13 protein-coding genes are annotated in these 17844 nt (G+C 70.8%); 6 read left to right on the top strand and 7 right to left on the bottom strand.

The window, feature by feature from the left end; all coding sequences use genetic code 11:
• Nucleotides 1-186: 186 nt before the first annotated feature.
• A complete protein-coding gene (locus tag EV380_RS08785) occupies nt 187-1350 on the bottom strand; it encodes a S8 family serine peptidase (RefSeq protein WP_130450754.1) in 1164 nt (387 codons plus the stop codon).
• A gap of 37 nt (nt 1351-1387) precedes the next feature.
• Nucleotides 1388-2740: an MFS transporter gene (locus EV380_RS08780; protein WP_242607560.1), complete on the bottom strand. Its 1353-nt coding sequence runs from the start codon at nt 2738-2740 to the stop codon at nt 1388-1390.
• A gap of 186 nt (nt 2741-2926) precedes the next feature.
• Between EV380_RS08780 and EV380_RS08775 the strand changes: the two genes are divergently transcribed.
• The 4 genes from EV380_RS08775 to purH all read left to right on the top strand — a co-directional run bounded on the left by EV380_RS08775 (nt 2927) and on the right by purH (nt 7582).
• Entirely contained in the window at nt 2927-4252 is a 1326-nt protein-coding gene (locus EV380_RS08775) for an Nramp family divalent metal transporter (RefSeq protein ID WP_242607559.1), read from the top strand.
• Nucleotides 4253-4340: 88 nt separating this feature from the next.
• Nucleotides 4341-5150, top strand: a complete 810-nt coding sequence (locus EV380_RS08770; RefSeq protein ID WP_130450752.1) for a hypothetical protein — start codon at nt 4341-4343, stop codon at nt 5148-5150.
• A gap of 116 nt (nt 5151-5266) precedes the next feature.
• Nucleotides 5267-5800, top strand: a complete 534-nt coding sequence (locus EV380_RS08765) for a COG4315 family predicted lipoprotein (RefSeq protein WP_130450750.1) — start codon at nt 5267-5269, stop codon at nt 5798-5800.
• Nucleotides 5801-5908: 108 nt separating this feature from the next.
• Nucleotides 5909-7582 carry a bifunctional phosphoribosylaminoimidazolecarboxamide formyltransferase/IMP cyclohydrolase gene (gene purH / locus EV380_RS08760; protein ID WP_130450748.1) on the top strand — a complete coding sequence of 558 codons (1674 nt, stop codon included), beginning with the start codon at nt 5909-5911 and terminating at the stop codon, nt 7580-7582.
• 64 nt (nt 7583-7646) lie between these two features.
• Here the strand turns inward: purH and EV380_RS08755 are convergent, their stop codons facing one another.
• Entirely contained in the window at nt 7647-8582 is a 936-nt protein-coding gene (locus tag EV380_RS08755; RefSeq protein ID WP_165391919.1) for an N-acetylglucosamine kinase, read from the bottom strand.
• 243 nt (nt 8583-8825) lie between these two features.
• On the opposite strand from EV380_RS08755, the gene EV380_RS08750 reads away from it, so the two are divergent.
• Entirely contained in the window at nt 8826-11060 is a 2235-nt protein-coding gene (locus tag EV380_RS08750) for an NADP-dependent isocitrate dehydrogenase (RefSeq protein WP_130450744.1), read from the top strand.
• Nucleotides 11061-11209: 149 nt separating this feature from the next.
• Here the strand turns inward: EV380_RS08750 and EV380_RS08745 are convergent, their stop codons facing one another.
• From EV380_RS08745 to EV380_RS08730, 4 genes are read right to left on the bottom strand one after another with little or no spacing between them, the layout of a single operon-like run.
• Entirely contained in the window at nt 11210-13000 is a 1791-nt protein-coding gene (locus tag EV380_RS08745) for a dipeptide ABC transporter ATP-binding protein (protein WP_130450742.1), read from the bottom strand.
• Nucleotides 12997-13893 (bottom strand): ABC transporter permease, encoded by an 897-nt coding sequence (locus EV380_RS08740; RefSeq protein ID WP_242607558.1) that lies wholly within the window; start codon nt 13891-13893, stop codon nt 12997-12999. The genes EV380_RS08745 and EV380_RS08740 overlap by 4 nt, the downstream gene beginning before the upstream one ends.
• Entirely contained in the window at nt 13890-14894 is a 1005-nt protein-coding gene (locus tag EV380_RS08735; RefSeq protein WP_130450740.1) for an ABC transporter permease, read from the bottom strand. Before EV380_RS08735 ends, EV380_RS08740 begins: the two co-directional genes overlap by 4 nt.
• 40 nt (nt 14895-14934) lie before the next feature.
• A complete protein-coding gene (locus EV380_RS08730) occupies nt 14935-16593 on the bottom strand; it encodes an ABC transporter substrate-binding protein (RefSeq protein ID WP_130450738.1) in 1659 nt (552 codons plus the stop codon).
• 162 nt (nt 16594-16755) lie between these two features.
• Here EV380_RS08730 and EV380_RS08725 point away from each other — a divergent pair, with 162 nt between their 5' ends.
• Nucleotides 16756-17718 carry a bile acid:sodium symporter family protein gene (locus tag EV380_RS08725; RefSeq protein ID WP_102158183.1) on the top strand — a complete coding sequence of 321 codons (963 nt, stop codon included), beginning with the start codon at nt 16756-16758 and terminating at the stop codon, nt 17716-17718.
• Nucleotides 17719-17844: the final 126 nt, after the last annotated feature.

Genomic DNA, 17844 nt, shown 5'->3' with positions numbered 1-17844 from the left:
GGTGCGGTTCGGTGGTGCGAGTCGAGCTTCGACTATGACCCGGGTCGTCGGACGACCGGGGTGCGGCAGAGGATCTATCCACTGTCTTGTAATTCACGCTCCGTGATGTAGTTGTCGTGAACGATAGTATGCCACGGGCCGGGCGCAGCCCCTTGTCTCCGGAGCCTGCCCCCGGGAATTTCCCAGCTAGATTTCAGCTGGAGGAGGGCTGACGGACAGGCCCGAACCGACGTCGACCGAGGGCAGCTGGAGGCGTTCGGCCTCTTGCACGATCTCAGCCCAGAGCTCGCGACTGCGGAAACCCGTGGCCTCGGCGAGCAGTGCGGCGACGCCGGCGACGTGAGGGGTCGCCATCGAGGTGCCGCTGATGGTGTTGTAGCGCTGTTCGCCGGGCCAGGAGGAGTAGACGTCCACACCGGGGCCGGCGACGTCGACCTGCCCGCCGCGGCCCGGCAGCGTGCGGGCCGAGAACTCCGCGATGCCCAAGGAACTGTCGAGTGCTCCGACCGCCATCACGAACGGGCTGTTCGCCGGGGCACCGACGAAGCCCTCGTCGCCCGAGCTGCGGCGGGCGTTGTTCCCGGCGGCCGCGATGATGAGCGAGCCCTGCGCGAGCGCCGCCCGTCCGGCGGCGACATACGGCGGATGCACCTCGCGGACGTCGGCGCCGAGCGACATCGAGATGATGGCGCACTCGTTCTCGAGCGCCCACTCGATGCCGGAGAGGATGGAGGTATCGGAACCCGAACCGGAATTCCCCAGCACCTTGCCCGAGTAGATCTCCGCGCCCGGTGCGACGCCGTAGCCGCGCCCGCCGTCGAGTTCGCGGGGGCCGCACGCCGAACCGATGCAGTGGGTCCCGTGGCCGTGGCCGTCGCGAGCGTCCTCGCCCTCGATGAACGACTCGGCCGTCACGGTGCGCGAGGCGAAGTCGGGGTGGTCGAGGTCGAATCCCGTGTCCAGCACGGCGACGCGGATCCCCGCGCCCGTGTACCCGGACTCGACGGCACGGACCGCCTGCACGCCCCACGTCAGCCGCTCGGTGTCAGCGAACGACGCCGGCGCTGCCCCGCCTGTCTCCGGCGCGAGGGCGTGGTAGGTCAGCTCGGGGACGACACGCAGGCGACGATGCGATGCGAGGCTCTTGGCCTGGAAGGCGCCCAGCTTGCCCGATTCGCCGTCGACGACAGCGATGCCCAGGCGCGGGAAGTACGTGTCGGTGCCGAAGCCCTCGGCGCTCAGGAGCCCGGGCGCGTCCGAGGCGAGGGCGTCGACGTCGTCGGTATCGAAGACCACGACGAAGCGGTTCGAGGCGGCGGTGACGGAGTAGGACTGGTTCGGCTCGTACATTACTTCCTCCTGACTGGGGCGGCGGCCCCTGGCGGCTCTAGTGCAGAACCCTGCCTCTAGTCTCCGGCGCGAAGCGACTCATCCACAAGACCGAGGCGATGACCAGCACCGCCGCGATCAGGAACGAGTTCGCCAATCCGATCACGGGCCAGGCGGCCGCGAAGACCAGCGGGCCAACACCTGCGCCGACCCGGCTGAAAGTCGAGGCCCAACCGAAACCGGAACCGCGAAGATCCGTGGGGTAGAGCTCTGAGACGTAAGCGTAGAGAACGGGTATGGCAATTTGGATCACGAAGCCGAAGACGAGCAGCCAGATGACCGCCGCGCTCGGATTGCCGAGCGCGAACGACGTGATGATCAGGATGATCGCCGCCAGCGGACCGGAGACGCCGAGCAGCCACTTTCGCCCGACGCGCTCGACGAGCAGCGCCGAGACGACGACGCCGAGGAGCCCGACCCCCGCCATGCCGGCCGTGCTGAAGAAGGCGCGGATCTGACTCATGCCGGCGTCGGCGAGGATGGTCGGCATCCACGTCAGGGCGAGGTAGTAGACCAGCAGGACGGAGAAGAACAGGGACCAGGCCGCCGTCGTGATCTTCCAGTCGTAGCGCCAGACCTTGGCGAGCTGCTCGCCGACCGATCCGGCTGACAGGCGCGGCGCGTCGCGCGGATCCGGCAGGGTGTACGGCGTCTCCGCGGCACCGGTGCGCGCGACGAGGTCGTCGATGACCTTCGCCGCCCGCGCGCTCTGGCCCTGGCGGATCAGGTACATCGGAGACTCGGGGACCCCACGCCGGACCCAGAACACGAGCAGCGCCGGCAGGACCATGACCACGAGGATGAGCCGCCAGTTGTCGAACGTCGACTGGATCACGGCGGTGACGAAGAACGCGAGCGCGGCGCCGATCGGCCACCAGCCGTCCATGGCGGTCAGCACGCGGCCACGGGCCTTCGCCGGCGTGAACTCGCCGACGAGCGCGTAGTCGACCGGGATGCAGCCGCCGAGGCCGATGCCGGCGAGGAAGCGGAACAGCACGAAGAGCTCGAACGACGGCGACAGTGCGCCGGCCACGGTGAACACGGAGAAGATCAGCAGCGTCCACGCGAACGCGTTCTTCCGTCCGATCCGGTCCGCGATCGTCCCCCACGCGAAGGCGCCCACGGCCATGCCGATGAGGTTGGCCGTGCTCAGCAGCGCGGCCGTGCTGCGTTCGAGGCCCCACTCCTCGCTGACGAGGGGGATCAGGGCGCCGTTGAGTGTGACGTCCCAGGCATCGAACATGAAGCCCAGGCCGCCGATCAGGAAGATCTTTCCCTGCACGTTCCAGCGCCACGGCAGGTTCTGCACGACGGAGGCGCCCGTGGGCAGCTTGCGGTATTCGTTCGTCAACGAGGTTCCTTGATGTCACGGGTGAGCGCGCCGCAACCGCGGCACGCTCCTAGGCTATCGGCCCGGCGCGGTTCCCGTGAGAGCCGCGACACTGGCTATGCTGTGGCGCAGAGCACAGCAGACGACGACGTGCAGCTTGGGGGCCGTGTGCGCGTCGGACAGCAACCCAGGAAGGCACCTCCACCTGTGAGCAACGAATCGCACTCCGGCCGCACGCCGGCAACCCCGCCCCCGGCCGGCGGCTTCGCGCCCGCCTCCGAACTCGAGCCGCCCAAGAAGTGGAAGGTCGTCGGACCCGGGCTCGTCGTCGCCGCCACGGGCGTCGGCGCCGCGGACATGGTCGCCACGCTCGCCGCGGGCTCTCGTTACGGCTACGGCCTGCTGTGGGCCGTCGTCGTCGGCGTGATCCTGAAGATCGTCCTCGTCGAGGGCACGGCACGGTACTCCATCACGACCGGCAACACGATCCTCGAGGGCTGGCGCAAGCTGGGCCGCTGGCCGCTCTGGTATTTCGGTCCCTACATCGTGATCTGGGGCTTCGTGTACGGGGCGTCGGCCATGTCGTCGACGGCGCTGCCGCTGGCCGCGCTCTTCCCGGCCGTGCCGCTGTGGGTCTTCGCGATCGGCACCGCGCTGCTCGGCTTCGGGCTGGTCTGGATGAACCGGTACTCCGTCTTCGAGAAGATCACCGCGATCCTCGTCGGCATCATGTTCTTCACGATCGTCGGCCTGGCCGTGATCGCAACGCCCAACATCCCGGAGATGTTCACCGGCTTCGTCCCGCTGCTGCCCGAGGGCGGGATGCTCTACACGCTCGCGCTCGCCGGCGGCGTCGGCGGCACGATCACCCTGGCCGCGTACGGCTACTGGCTGCGGGAGAAGGGCTGGTACCAGCCGAAGTTCATGCGCGTGATGCGCCTGGACAACACGATGGCCTACGTCATGACGGGCATCTTCGTCCTCGCGATGATGATCGTCGGCGCCGAGGTCGTTCGCGCGGCCGGCGTCGCCGTATCCTCCGGTGACCAGGGGCTGCTGGACCTGACGAACGTGCTCGAGGTGGAGTACGGCGTCGTGATCTCCAAGGTCTTCCTCATCGGTTTCTTCGCGGCGGCGTTCTCCTCGATGCTCGGCGTCTGGAACGGCGTCTCGCTCATGTTCGCCGACTTCTGGGCCAACTTCCGCGGCAAAGGCTCGGACCACTCGGACGCCAAAGCCCACGGGAAGTACTTCCGCTTCTACCTGGTCTGGCTGACGTTCCCGCCGATGCTGCTGCTCATGCTCGGCAAGCCGATCGGACTCGTGCTCGCCTACGGCGTCATGGGTTCGCTGTTCATGCCGTTCCTCGCGATCACCCTGCTGCCGCTGCTCAACGGCACCCGGTGGGGGATCCCCGCCGAATGGCGGAACCGGTGGTACACCAACACGGCGCTGGTCATCACCGCCGTGCTGTTCGTCTGGCTGGGCCTCTACGAGCTGGTCTCCAGGGTGAGCGAGGTCTTCGCCGGCTGAGGTCGTTCCGGGGCCGGATAAGAATACTTTTCGGTTAATCTGGCCCAAATGAGTGTCAAGTCACACCGGACGGCGGTAATGTCTGGTTATGGAACTCGACTGGAATCTCCTCGAACGCGAGATCCGTTCCGCCGCGGTCAGGATTGCGCGGGAAGTGGTCTCGGAGCACCCCGGACAGACGTTCTACGGTCTGGCGCTGGAGGTCACCGCCACCGCGCCCGATGCCGCTGATGTCGCTGCTGACGAGCCGTTGCGGTTGCCCGTGCTCGCCCTCAACTCGGAGCAGGCGCTCGACCGCGACCTCAGCGACGAGGAGCGCCAGCTGCGGGCCTACGATCAGGAGCTGGCGGCCGGCATCGACACCGACCCGGTTGTCGCCGACCCGGTGGCCGATGCTGATGAGACGACGGACGAGGACGAGACTGACGCGGCGGGCGAACCCGTCGACGCCGAGGACACCGACCTGCTGAAGGTGGACGATCTCTCCGACGCGGAGGACGCGCGGGAAGCAGTGGAGGACGACGACGTCGTACTGGATCCGCTGGACGCTCCGGTGGAGGAGGGCGGCGGGTTCTACTCGCGGCGCTGGGATGCGAGCTCGTGGCACTGGTGCTCGATGGATCTCTTCGACGACGACCATGTCGAGGCCTGGAACGAGCGGCTGAACCAGGCCGCGGCCGAGCACGGCTGGGAGAACACCGTGCGGCAGTATTACCGCACGCTCATCGCCGCGGTGATCGGGGTGCGGCAGGAACTGGACCGCAAGCGGCTGCACCTGGTCGCCTTCGTCTCCGACGAGGACCACGCGGAGAAGCTCCTCCAGAAGTGCCTGACCGAGGAGCAGCTGCAGGAGCACTTCCCCGAGCTGATGAACCTCGACGCCGAAACCGTCGGGTAGCTTCGCCCGCGGGGTTCCCGCCGTGCGCGCCCCGGCCTATGGTGGAAACAAGGGCTGGAGGACCCGTGCACCGACCGGGTTCGCGACCGACCCCTCGCAGTGGGAGGTATCGCATCATGACGACTACCAGGACCAACACGACGACGCGCGCGGCCTTCCGCTGCGCGGCTCTGGTCGCGGCGGGCACGCTGTTTCTGGCCGGCTGCGGAAACGGCGCTGGCGGCGGCTACGGGGGAGGCACCGGGGCGGAGGAGACCACGCAGGCGCCCGACGACTCCATGGCGGCCGACGTCGACCTGTCCACGGCCGAGACGGACCTCGGTACCGTGGTCACCGACGGCGACGGGAACACGCTCTACTACTTCACCAACGACACCGCGGGCGCGGGCGAGAGCGCGTGCACCGGCGACTGTCTGACGGCGTGGCCCATCGCGGTCGCGACCGGTGCCGAGCCCGCCGTCGACGAGGCCATCACAGCTGAGGTCGGCACCATCGAATCGCCCGACGGCCAGCTCCACCTGACGCTCGGCGGCATGCCCCTCTACTACTTCGCGCAGGACGGGGCGCCCGGCGACGCCAACGGGCAGGGCGTGAACGACGTCTGGTACGTCGTGGCACCCGACGGGGAGATGATCACCGACGGCGAGTAAGACGCGTCACGTCTGGTCCCGCCGCGGAGGCAACACTTCTCGGCGGTGGTTGCCGCGCGGCTAGACTGAGGTGACCGACCCGAAGACACCTCAACGCAGGAGACATCTGTGAGCGAAACCGTCCTGGACCGCGTTCCCATTCGCCGGGCCCTGATTTCCGTCTACGACAAGACCGGGCTGGAGGAACTGGCGCAGGGGCTGCACGCCGCGGGGGTCAAGATCGTCTCCACGGGCTCGACCGCCTCGCGCATCGCCGCCGCGGGCGTTCCCGTCACGGAGGTCTCCGAGATCACCGGTTTCCCCGAGTGCCTGGACGGCCGCGTGAAGACCCTGCACCCGCGCGTGCACGCCGGCATCCTGGCCGACCGCCGCCTGGACGACCACGTGCGGCAGCTGGCCGATCTCGACGTCGAGCCGTTCGACCTCGTCGTGGTCAACCTGTACCCGTTCGTCGAGACCGTGAAGTCCGGCGCCGACCGCGACGCCGTCGTCGAGCAGATCGACATCGGCGGCCCCTCCATGGTGCGCGCGGCCGCGAAGAACCACCCGTCGGTGGGCATCGTCGTCGACCCGGCCAAGTACGGCGAGGTCGTCGAGGCCGCGGCCTCCGGCGGATTCGACCTGAAGACCCGCGCCCGGCTGGCCTCCCTCGCGTTCGCGCACACGGCGGCCTACGACACGGCGGTCGCCCGCTGGACCGCAGCTCAGTTCGGCGACGACGACGCCGACGAGGTCCCCGCCTTCCCGCCGTACGCCGGTCTGGCCCTCGAGCGCTCGGAGACCCTGCGCTACGGCGAGAACCCGCACCAAGCCGCCGCGCTCTACGTCGAGGACGGCGCCGAGCCCGGCATCGCCCAGGCCGAGCAGCTGCACGGCAAGGCCATGAGCTTCAACAACTTCGTCGACGCCGACGCCGCCGTGCGCGCCGCCTACGACTTCGCGGAGCCGGCCGTCGCCGTCGTCAAGCACGCCAACCCGTGCGGCGTCGCCGTGGCCTCGCCCGGCGCAGCCGACCCGATCGCCGACGCCCACGCCAAGGCTCACGCGACCGACCCGGTCTCCGCGTTCGGCGGCGTCATCGCCGCCAACCGCACCGTGACCCGGGGCATGGCCGAGGCCGTGAAGGGAATCTTCACCGAGGTCGTCGTGGCGCCGGGCTTCGAGCCGGAGGCCGTCGAGGTCCTCTCGGCCAAGAAGAACATCCGCCTTATCGAGCTGCCGGAGGGTTTCGCCCGCGACACCGTCGACTACAAGCAGGTCTCCGGCGGCATGCTGCTGCAGAAGCGCGACGAGATCGACGCCGAGGGCGACGCCCCCGAGAACTGGATTCTGGCCGCGGGCGACGCCGCCGACGAGGCGACGCTGGCGGACCTCGCGTTCGCGTGGCGCGCGGTGCGTGCGGCGAAGTCGAACGCGATCCTGCTCGCCGCCGACGGTGCCGCCGTCGGCATCGGCATGGGGCAGGTCAACCGCCTGGACTCGTGCCGGCTGGCCGTGGAGCGGGCGAACACGCTCGGCGTGGCCGTCGACTCCGGCGCTGACTCGGCCGGCGGGGCGGAGAACGTGGAGAGCGGCTCCGCACCGGAGCGCGCCCGCGGCGCCGTGGCCGCCTCCGACGCGTTCTTCCCGTTCGCCGACGGTCTGCAGATCCTGATCGACGCCGGCGTGAAGGCCGTCGTCCAGCCGGGCGGCTCCGTCCGCGACGAAGAGGTCGTCGAGGCCGCCAACGCGGCCGGCATCACGATGTACTTCACGAACGGCACGCGCCACTTCTTCCACTAGGAGGAGCTGCACGAGCAGTGCGACGGCGGGCGGCGACCTTCGGGGCGCCGCCCGCCGTCGTCTATCAGGCGCCGACCGCGGCGGTGAGTCCGCGCAGCGGGCTGTCCCCGGCCAGGAACGGGAGCCGGGCGGCCCCCTCGAGCGCGTTGGCCGCCGGTTCACGGATGTCGACGCCGGGCCAGCGCTCCCGCAGCCGTGCCGTGAGTCCGGCGTGGACCCATTGGCCGTGCAGGACGCCCCCGAGCAGGCAGACCGCGGGGGAATTCGACCCGGCCAGGCCCACGCGAGTCAGCCCCGTCTCGACGGAGCGGGCGAGCTCAGCGGCGGCATCGTCGCAGATCGCGGAGGCCACCTCGTCCGTGTCGGCAAGCCGAGCGACGTCGGCGGCGAAGGCGGCCGTTCGACTCACCCAGTGTGGGTCGGACTGCAGGGCGATGTAGGCGTGTTCCAGGTCCCCGAGGTCGGCCCGCACGATCTCTGCCAAGCCGGTCGCCGGGCCCCGGCCGTCGTAGGCGCGCATCACGGCGTCCAGGGCGCGGCGGCCGATCCAGTACCCGCTGCCGGCGTCGCCCATGCTGTGCCCCCACCCGTCGATCCGCGCGGTCTCCCGCGCACCGACGGCGAGCGTGACGACGCCGGTGCCGGCGGCGACGACGGCGCCCGGCGCGTCGCCGAGGGCCCCCGCGTACGACGTCACGGAGTCGTGCGCGACGTTGACCTGCGCGACGCCGAGCCCCCGGGTGGCGCCGAGGAGGTCGCGGGCCGTCCGGCCGCCGTCGGTGAGGCCGCTCAGCCCGGCCGAGACGACGCCGAGTGTTGCGCCGGTCTCCTCGACGACCTGCCGGACGACGTCGGCGACCTGGGCCGCGATGGGCCGGTCGGTCAGCAGCCCGGGAAACTGCAGGACGGGGCGCCCCGGGACCGGGGGACCGTCCAGCGTGCGCAATCGCGCACGAATCCCGCTCTGGCCTCCATCGATGGCAAGTGCAGCATGATCCACGGTGGCGCTCCTCGCTCGTCTGCCAGCCCCGATGACGGGGTGGCTCATCTCATCCAGACTATCGCCGCGCGCCCGGCGGGGACGAGGGCTGCGGGCCGGCGGGCGTCGTCGTACTGGGAAAGGGTGTGAAACCTGAAGATGGGATCGGGGGCACACTCGGGTAAATTGGGGGTGTTTGATGCAGCGTTCGACAAGGGCCTGCAGACCATGACACCCACAGACCCTGAGGGAGATGCCGCGCCAATGGCAAAGATTATCTACACCCACACCGACGAAGCGCCGATGCTGGCGACCTATTCGTTCCTGCCGATCGTTGAAGCGTTCACCTCGACCGCAGGTGTGGAGGTGGAGACTCGGGACATCTCGCTCTCGGGCCGCATCATCGCAGCATTCTCCGACTACCTCGCCGAGGACCAGCGCCAGCCCGACGCCCTGGCCGAGCTGGGCGACCTGGCGAAGACGCCGGAAGCGAACATCATCAAGCTGCCGAACATCTCCGCCTCGGTGCCGCAGCTCAAGGCCGCCGTCGCCGAGCTGCAGGCCGCCGGCTACGCGATCCCGGACTTCCCGGAGTCCCCGGCCTCCGACGAGGAGACGGACATCCGGGCCCGTTTCGACAAGATCAAGGGCTCCGCCGTGAACCCGGTGCTGCGCGAGGGCAACTCGGACCGCCGCGCGCCGCTGAGCGTGAAAAACTACGCCCGGAAGAACCCTCACCGCATGGGCGCGTGGTCGCCGGAGTCCAAGACCAACGTCGCCACGATGGGTGAGAACGACTTCGCCTCCAACGAGAAGTCCGTGGTCATCGAGGCCGAGGACGTGCTGTCGATCCAGCAGGTCCTCGCCGACGGCACGGTCAAGGTGCTCAAGAAGAAGCTTCCGGTCCAGGCCGGCGAGGTCGTCGACGGCACGGTCATGCGTGCTGCCGCCCTCGACGAGTTCTTGGCCGCGCAGATCGTCCGCGCCAAGGAGGAGGGCGTGCTCTTCTCCGCGCACCTGAAGGCCACCATGATGAAGGTGTCCGACCCAATCCTCTTCGGCCACATCGTCAAGGCTTTCTTCCCGGCGCTGTTCGCCAAGTACGGCGAGGACCTGGCCGCCGCGGGCCTGTCCGCGAACAACGGCCTGGCCTCGATCCTCAACGGGCTCGACGACGTCGCCGAGGACGTGCGCGAGGGCATCAAGGCCGAGATCGCCAAGGGCCTCGAGGAGGGCCCGGCGCTCGCCATGGTCGACTCCGACAAGGGCATCACCAACCTGCACGTGCCGTCCGACGTGATCGTCGACGCTTCGATGCCGGCCATGATCCGCACGTCCGGCCACATGTGGGGCCCGGACGGCGAGGAGGCCGACACCCTCGCCGTGCTGCCGGACTCGTCCTACGCGGGCGTCTACCAGGCCGTGATCGAGGACTGCCGCGCGAACGGCGCCTACGACCCGACGACGATGGGCACCGTCCCGAACGTCGGACTCATGGCGCAGAAGGCCGAGGAGTACGGCTCGCACGACAAGACGTTCGAGATCGCCGAGCCCGGTACGATCCAGATCCTCGACTCCAAGGGCGACGTCCTGATCGAGCACGAGGTCGCCGCCGGCGACATCTGGCGAGCCTGCCAGGCCAAGGACGCCCCGATCCGCGACTGGGTCCAGCTCGCCGTCCGCCGCTCGCGCGAGTCCGGCATGCCGGCCGTGTTCTGGCTCGACGAGAACCGCGCGCACGACGCCAAGCTCATCGCCAAGGCCAACGCCATCCTGGCCGAGGAGGACACCGAGGGCCTGGACATCCGCATCCTGAACCCGGTGGACGCCACCAAGTTCACGATCGAGCGCCTGCGCCGCGGCGAGGACACGATCTCCGTCACGGGCAACGTGCTGCGCGACTACCTGACGGACCTGTTCCCGATCCTCGAGCTCGGCACGTCCGCCAAGATGCTCTCGATCGTTCCGCTCATGGCCGGTGGCGGCCTCTTCGAGACGGGTGCCGGCGGCTCCGCGCCGAAGCACGTCCAGCAGCTCGTCGAGCAGAACTACCTGCGCTGGGACTCGCTCGGTGAGTTCTTCGCGCTCGTCCCGTCGCTGGAGAAGTACGCCGAGCAGGGAGATGCCCCGTCGGCGAAGGTGCTGGCCACCGCGCTCGACGCCGCGACCGCCACGTTCCTGCTCGAGAACCGCTCGCCGGGCCGCAAGCTGGGCACCATCGACAACCGCGGTTCGCACTTCTACCTGGCCATGTACTGGGCCCAGGAACTCGCGAACCAGACGGAGGACGCGGAACTCGCGAAGGTCTTCACCCCGATCGCCGAGGCCCTGACCTCCAACGAGGAGACCATCGTGGGTGAGCTCGCCGCGGTCCAGGGCCAGCCGGTCGACATCGGCGGCTACTACCGCCCGGACGACGCCAAGGCTGCTGCGGCCATGCGTCCGTCCGCCACGCTGAACTCCGTGCTCGACGCGCTGGCGAAGACCCCGGTCCTGTAACCGGATCCCGCCCGGCACGACGACGGCGCCCCGCCGTCCGCTTCACGCGGACGGCGGGGCGTCTCGCGTTGGCGGCCGAATCAGCCGGCCGGGCCACGGCCATGGGGTCGATACGGTCGCACGGTGCGGCCTCTCACCTGGGGTTCGTCTTAAGCCCCGGACGGTGGCGCGGAGGCGGCCAGGAGCTCCCGCGTGTACTCGTGCTGCGGGTCGGAGAAGACGCGCTCGGTCGCGCCGGATTCGACGACGCGGCCACCGCGCATGACCAGCAGCCGGTCGCTGACGTGCCGGATCACGGCCAGGTCGTGGGAGATGAAGAGGTAGCTCAGGCCGAGGTCCCGCTGGAGGTCGTCGAGCAGATCCAGGATCTGCGCCTGCACCGAGACATCGAGCGCGGAGACGGGCTCGTCGCACACGATGACCCGCGGTCCCGGCGCCAGGGCCCGCGCGATCGCGACGCGCTGGCGCTGACCGCCCGAGAGCGAACGCGGGTGCCGGGCCGCAGTACCGGCCTCCAAGCCCACCATGTCGAGCAGTTCCCCGATCCGACGCCGGTGGGCGCCCGCCCGGCGCGTCCGGCCGCCGGAGACGGCGTCGGCGAGCAGCGCGCCGACGGACATGCGCGGGTCGAAGGAGGAGAGCGGGTCCTGGTAGACCGCCCCGAGCTGCGGGCGGTGCGGCCGGCGGACCGACTCGGCCACGTCGCGTCCGTCGCCCCGGTCTCCGGCAAACGGCGTCCCGAAGAGGTCGACACCTCCCGCGTCTGGGGCGAGCAGCCCGAGCGCCATGCGCGCCGTCGTCGTCTTGCCCGATCCGGACTCGCCGACGATCCCGAGAGTGGTCCCGGCGGCGAGCGAGAACGAGACGTCGTCCACGGCCCGGAACGCGCGCGCCCGGCCCGCCGCATCGCGCGTCGTGAAGCTCTTGACGAGCCCCGTGGCCTCCAGCGCGGGAATCTCCGGGGCGGCAGTCCGGGCGGTGCCGGGAGGTGCCGCAGCGCCCGCGCGCGGGTCCGGGGTCGGGGGCTCGGCGCGCGCCGCCGTGCCGGGGCCAGCGTCGCCGTCCGCCGCGGAAACTGGGCCCAGCCGCGTGCCGCGGGGCTTTCCGGCGGGCACGGCCGCGAGCAGCATGCGCGTGTACTCGTGCCGTGGAGCGGCGAGGACCTGGGCGGTCGGCCCGGACTCGACGACCTTCCCGGCGCGCATCACGAGCACCCGATCGGCGACATGGGAGACGACGGCGAGGTCGTGGCTGATCAGCAACTGGCCCATGCCGGCCGATGCCGGCGGATCACCTGCCCGCAGATCCGTGAGCAGGTCCAGCACGCGGGCCGCGACGGTCGCGTCCAGAGCCGTGGTCGGCTCGTCGGCGATCAGCAGGCGCGGCGCGCCCGAGAGCGCCGCGGCGATGAGCGCGCGCTGGCGCATCCCGCCGGAGAGCTCACCTGGCCGCAGCGCTCCGACGTCCGCGCCGTCGGGTCCGTCGTCGGCGAGCCCGACGGCGGCGAGCAGCTCGCGCACGCGCTCCGCCCGCGCCGTGGGGGAGAGGCGTGTGTGCAGGCGCAGGGCGTCACCGATTTCGCGGGCGACGGGGCGCAGCGGGTCGAGCGAGGTCAGCGCGTCCTGCAGAACGAGCCCGAGCTCGCCGCCGCGCAGCCTCCGCCAACGGACCGCATCGGTGGACACGCGGCCGTCGCGGCCGCGCAGATCGTGCCCGGCGATGCGGAACTCCTCAGCGCTGACGCGCACCCGGGAGCCGCGGCCGCCGTCGGCCAGGCCGACCAGCGCGCGGGCGGTCACCGACTTGCCGGACCCGGACTCCCCGACGAGCGCGACGGACTCTCCGGGGTCGATGCGCAGGTCGAGGCCGGAGACGACGTCGTCGCCGCCGAAGGTGACGCTCAGCCCGCGCACGTCGACAAGCGGCTCGGCGGCGCTCACGCGGCGATCCCTTCCGCGCGCCGCTGCAACCAGCGTCCCAGAACGGTCGCGGACGCGGCGACCAGCACGATCGCGAGCCCAGGGAAGACCGTCATCCACCAGGCGACTGTCAGGTAGGTGCGCCCGGCCGAGAGCATGGCACCCCACTCGGGCGCAGGCGGTGGGGTGCCGAGCCCGAGGAAGCTCAGCGCCGACGCCCACACGACCGCCTGCCCGACCCCCAGAGTCGCCAGCACGGCTACGGGACCGAGCGCGTTCGGGAGCAGGTGCCGCAGCAGAATCCTTGTGCGCGAGCGTCCGAGCACGCGCGCGGCCTGCACCATCTCCGCATCGCGCAGCCGCACGACCTGGGCGCGGATGATGCGCGCGTACCCGGGCGCCGTCGACAGGCCGACCGCCACGACCGTCGTCGTCACGCCCGGGCCGGCGAACGCGATGAATACCAGCGCGAGCAGCAGCCCCGGCAGCGCGAAGAGCACCTCGAGCACGCGGGAGATCGACGCGTCGATCCACGCCGGATGCACGCGGCGCCCGCGCCGGCCCGCGGTGAGCCCGGCGGGCACCCCGAGCAGCAGCGCGAGCCCCAGCCCGACCCCGGTCGCGGCGACGCCGATCGTCAGCGAGTCGCGCGCCCCGTGCACGATCCGCGTGTAGACGTCCCGGCCCGACTCGTCCGTGCCGAACACGTGACCCGGCCCGGGCGCGCTGAACGCGGAGGCCGGGTCGATGCCGAGCGGGTCCAACGGGGCCAACCAGCCCGGCACCGCCACTGCGGCGGCGAGCAGCACGACGACGGCGGCCGCTACCAGCGCGGGCAGGGCGCCTGCCGCCGCGGACGCCCGGGCGAGCCCGACGGCGCCGGCGCGCACCACGGGCGAGGACGGCGCGCTCACGGGCGACCACCCGCGGGGGCTGGCTGGGGGGTGGAGGCGCGCAACGCCGTCGTGCGGGCGGATCCCGGGCGCGGGTCGACGAGGCGCTCGACGACGTCGGCCGCGGCCATGACCACGACGTAGGTCAACGCCGAGACGAGGACCACGCCCGTGACGAGCGGGATGTCGCGCACCGTGACGGCGGAGAGCAGGGTGCGGCCGAGGCCGCCGCGGGCGAACAGGGCCTCGACGACGACGGCGCCCGAGATCAGCGATCCCAGCGCCCAGCCGGAGAGCGAGATACCGGGCAGGGCCGCGTGCCGCAGTCCGTGGCGCAGGAGGACGTCAGCCTCGGACTCGCCGCGGGCCCGGGCGGCGAGGGCGAAGGGGCTGGCCAGCGCGGTCGCGAGGGATTCGCGCATGACCTGGCCGAGGAAGCCTGCGAGCGGGAGGGCGAGCGTCGCGACGGGCAGCACGAGCCCGGCGGCCGAGTCGGTGGCGACCGGCGGCAGCCAGCCGAGCCCCGTCGCGAAGACGAGGACCAGGATGCTGCCGAGCCAGAAGTGCGGTACCGCCGCGGCGAGGATCTCCAGTCCGGAGCCGAGCGCGTCAGCGAGGTGGGCCAAGCGCGGACCCGCCGCGAGGGCGGTGAAGAGGGCGGCCGCCACGGCGAGCACCCAGGCAAGAGCCCAGGCGAGAAACGCGAGGGTGAGCGTGCCCGGCAGCTGCTCGGCGACGACCTCGGCGACGGGTGCCTTGAGCGAATAGCTCGTGCCGAGGTCGCCGCTCGCCAGATTCGCGAGCATCGTCCCGTACTGCACGGGCAGCGGCTGGTCGAGACCGTATTCGGCGCGCGCGAGGGCGAACGCCTCGGGGCCGGCCTGCGACCCGGGGCCCCCGACGATCGCCTCGACCGGGTCCCCGGGCACCAGCCGGATGCCGATGAAAACGAGCGTGGCGACGGCCCAGAGGACGAACAGCCCTCCGGCCAGGCGAGTGAGCAGCCAGCGCAGATATCTCATGGGTCGTCTCGGCGGGCCCGGCGAAGGACCCGCCGGCGGGTCAGTCGGCCAGCCAGGCGTTGTGGAAGACCGGGGTGGCGACGGCCGTTGTCTCGCCGACCCCGTGCAGGCCGGCGCGGTAGAGGAAGTGGTTCTGCTGGTCGTAGAGCGGCAGGATGTAGTACCCCTCGAGCACCTTCGCCTGGACCTCCGCGTAGAGCGCGGCTCGCACCTCGGGGTCGTCGGCACTGGCGGCCTCCTCGAGGGCGGCGTCGATCGCCGCCTCACGGACCATCGCGTGGTTGGCGAAGTAGCCGGACGGGGCCGGCACGGTCGAATCCGAGTGGAAGAGGATCCGCAGCACGTCCGGACCGACCTTCGTGTACGGGGCGGAAACCAGGTCGTAGTCGTGTTCGCCGAGCGCGCCGTACCAGCTGCCCAGATCCAGCAGCTCGGTGGTGACCTCGATGCCGGACTCCTTGGCGGTGGCCTGCAGCTGCTCGAACAAGGACTGCTCGGCGGGCACCGACTGGTTGGTCGAGACGGGCAGGTGCACGCTCAGGCGCTCGCCGTCCTTGACCCGGTAGCCGGCGTCGTCGGTCTCTCTCCATCCGGCCTCGTCCAGCAGGCGAGCGGCCTCCTCGGGATCACGGGCGAACAGCGACTCGTCGGCGTAGCCCATGGGCTCGACCGAGGACAGCGGGGAGTAGGAGCGTTCGGCGCTGCCGAAGAACAGGGAGTCGTCGGCGGAGTCGACATCGACGGCGCGGACGAAGGCCTCGCGGACCCGGGCGTCGTCGAAGGGGGCTTTTGAGGAGTTCAGCTCGATCCGGTTGGAGGCTCCCGGACGGGGAGCGTCGAGGTGCTCGATGTCGGCGGACTCCGCAGCGGAGGCGATGGTATCGGGCTGGGCGTTGTCGATCATGTCGACGGTCCCGCCCTGCAGCGCCGAGTAGCGCGTCGCGGACTCGGGCACGAATCGCCACTCGATGCCCTCGAGGTAGGCGGCACCGGTATGCTCCGGATCGGCGGTGGCCGCGGGATTCGGGACGGTGTAGTTCTCGTTGCGGACCAGCGTCACAGCGTCCTGGCGCTGCCAGTCCTCGACGACGAAGGGCCCGGTGCCGATCGGGGCGGCGCAGTTCTCCTCCTGGCTGCGCTCCAGGCCAGCCGGCGACATCATCGCGTTCCAGGGCTGGGTGAAGGACTCGAAGAGCGCGGCGTCCGGTGCCGAGAGGTCCAGGCGCAGGGTGGCCGCGTCGACGACCTCCATGGACGCGACCTTCTGCATCGCGAGATAGCCCGTCGACGACGTGGTCGCCGGGTCGAGGACGTGCTCGATGTTGGCCTTGACGGCCTCGGCGTCGAAAGGCGCGCCGTCCGTGAACTCGATGCCGTCGCGCAGGTGCAGCGTGATGGTGGTGCCGTCGTCGGACACGTCCGCCCCTGACGCGAGCCAGGGCACGACCTCGCCGTCCTGGTCCTTCGTGTAGAGCGTCTCGAGGAACTGCGAGGCCAGCAGGGCCTGCGGGTAGTTGCCGCCGACGTGCGGGTCGAGGCAGTCCGGCTCCGCGTCGCCCGACGCGTAGACGAGCGTGCCGCCGGCGACGGGCTCGAGGGGTGCGGGTTCCGGTGCCCCTGCCGAGCAGGCGGAGAGGGCGAGAGCCGAGGCGAGGACGACGGCGGCGGACGCGGCAGCGCGCCTGCGGGACTTCTGCATGAGACCTGGTTTCCTTCACGTGATGCGAGTGGGCGCGAAAGGCCCCTTCAAGGGTAGTTCAACGCCCGAACGGCCCGATCCATGCCTCAGGGAGTGATCGAGGCCGTCACAAAAGCGTGGTCGTGTTCCTGCCGGAGCACCGCCGGTGCCAGAGTTGAGCCCATGCCCAACGAACAATCGAGCTCTCCCGTGTCCGCGGAGAGCACCTCACGACAGGATCGCGGCGCCCGAATCGCCGTGACCCTCTTCCCGCTGCTCATCATCGGCGGCGGCGCGCTCGCTCTGGCCGTGCCGACGCCGTTCGTCGACCTCGCGTTCTTGATCAACCCCCTGCTCATGGTCATCATGTTCGGCATGGGGCTGACTCTGTCCTTCCCGGACTTCGCAGTGGTCTTCCGCCACCCGCTGCCCGTCGCGCTCGGTGTGCTCGCGCAGTACGGCCTCATGCCCCTCATCGGCTGGGCGATCGCCGTGGCGCTGAACCTGGACCCGGCGCTTGCGGCCGGCGTGATCCTCGTCGGCTGCGCCCCGGGCGGCACGGCGTCGAACGTCGTCGCGTACCTCGGACGCGGCAACGTGGCGCTGTCGGTGGCGATGACGAGCGTCTCCACTCTGCTGGCGCCGCTACTGACCCCGTTGCTCACGCTCTGGCTGGCGGGGCAGTATCTGCCGGTCGAGGCCGGGTCCATGGCCTTCTCGATCGTCCAGATCGTGCTCATCCCCGTGCTCGGCGGGCTGCTGCTGCGCACGCTCTTCCCGCGCCTGGTCGAGGCCGCGCTGCCCGCGCTGCCGTGGGTCTCGGTCGCGGCGATCACGTTCGTGGTCGTCGTCGTGGTGGCCCGCAGCGCGGACGCGATCTTCGCGGCCGGCCTGCTGATCCTGCTGGCTGTCGTGCTGCACAACGCGGCCGGGCTGAGCCTGGGCTACGCCGTCGGACGCCTCTTCGGCCTGCCCGTCGCCTCGCGGCGGACGATGGCTGTCGAGGTCGGCATGCAGAACTCGGGCCTCGCCGCAGGCCTGGCCGGCCAGTACTTCGCCCCGGAGGCCGCGCTGCCGGGCGCGATCTTCTCCGTCTGGCACAACGTCTCTGGTGCGCTCGTGGCGGCCTTCTGGCGCCGCCGCTAGTATTCCCGACGCAGACGAAAGGCGTGCGACGACGGTTCCTGGAGCCGCGTCGCATGCTTTTCGTCTTGTACGCCGTCGAGAGTGGAGTCGCCCCGAGGACCTCGGGCTCGAACGTGGCTGCCGCAG

It is taken from the genome of Zhihengliuella halotolerans (genome assembly GCF_004217565.1).
Lineage (GTDB): Bacteria > Actinomycetota > Actinomycetes > Actinomycetales > Micrococcaceae > Zhihengliuella > Zhihengliuella halotolerans.
This window is presented reverse-complemented; position numbering and strand designations above follow the sequence as displayed.

Bases quoted from the DNA above. Each gene is read 5' to 3' on its own strand.
- EV380_RS08725 (WP_102158183.1), top strand. From the start codon at position 16,756: ATGCCCAACGAACAATCGAGCTCTCCCGTGTCCGCGGAGAGCACCTCA.
- EV380_RS08770 (WP_130450752.1), top strand. From the start codon at position 4,341: ATGGAACTCGACTGGAATCTCCTCGAACGCGAGATCCGTTCCGCCGCG.
- EV380_RS08735 (WP_130450740.1), bottom strand. From the start codon at position 14,894: ATGAGATATCTGCGCTGGCTGCTCACTCGCCTGGCCGGAGGGCTGTTC.
- EV380_RS08785 (WP_130450754.1), bottom strand. From the start codon at position 1,350: ATGTACGAGCCGAACCAGTCCTACTCCGTCACCGCCGCCTCGAACCGC.
- EV380_RS08750 (WP_130450744.1), top strand. From the start codon at position 8,826: ATGGCAAAGATTATCTACACCCACACCGACGAAGCGCCGATGCTGGCG.
- EV380_RS08730 (WP_130450738.1), bottom strand. From the start codon at position 16,593: ATGCAGAAGTCCCGCAGGCGCGCTGCCGCGTCCGCCGCCGTCGTCCTC.
- EV380_RS08765 (WP_130450750.1), top strand. From the start codon at position 5,267: ATGACGACTACCAGGACCAACACGACGACGCGCGCGGCCTTCCGCTGC.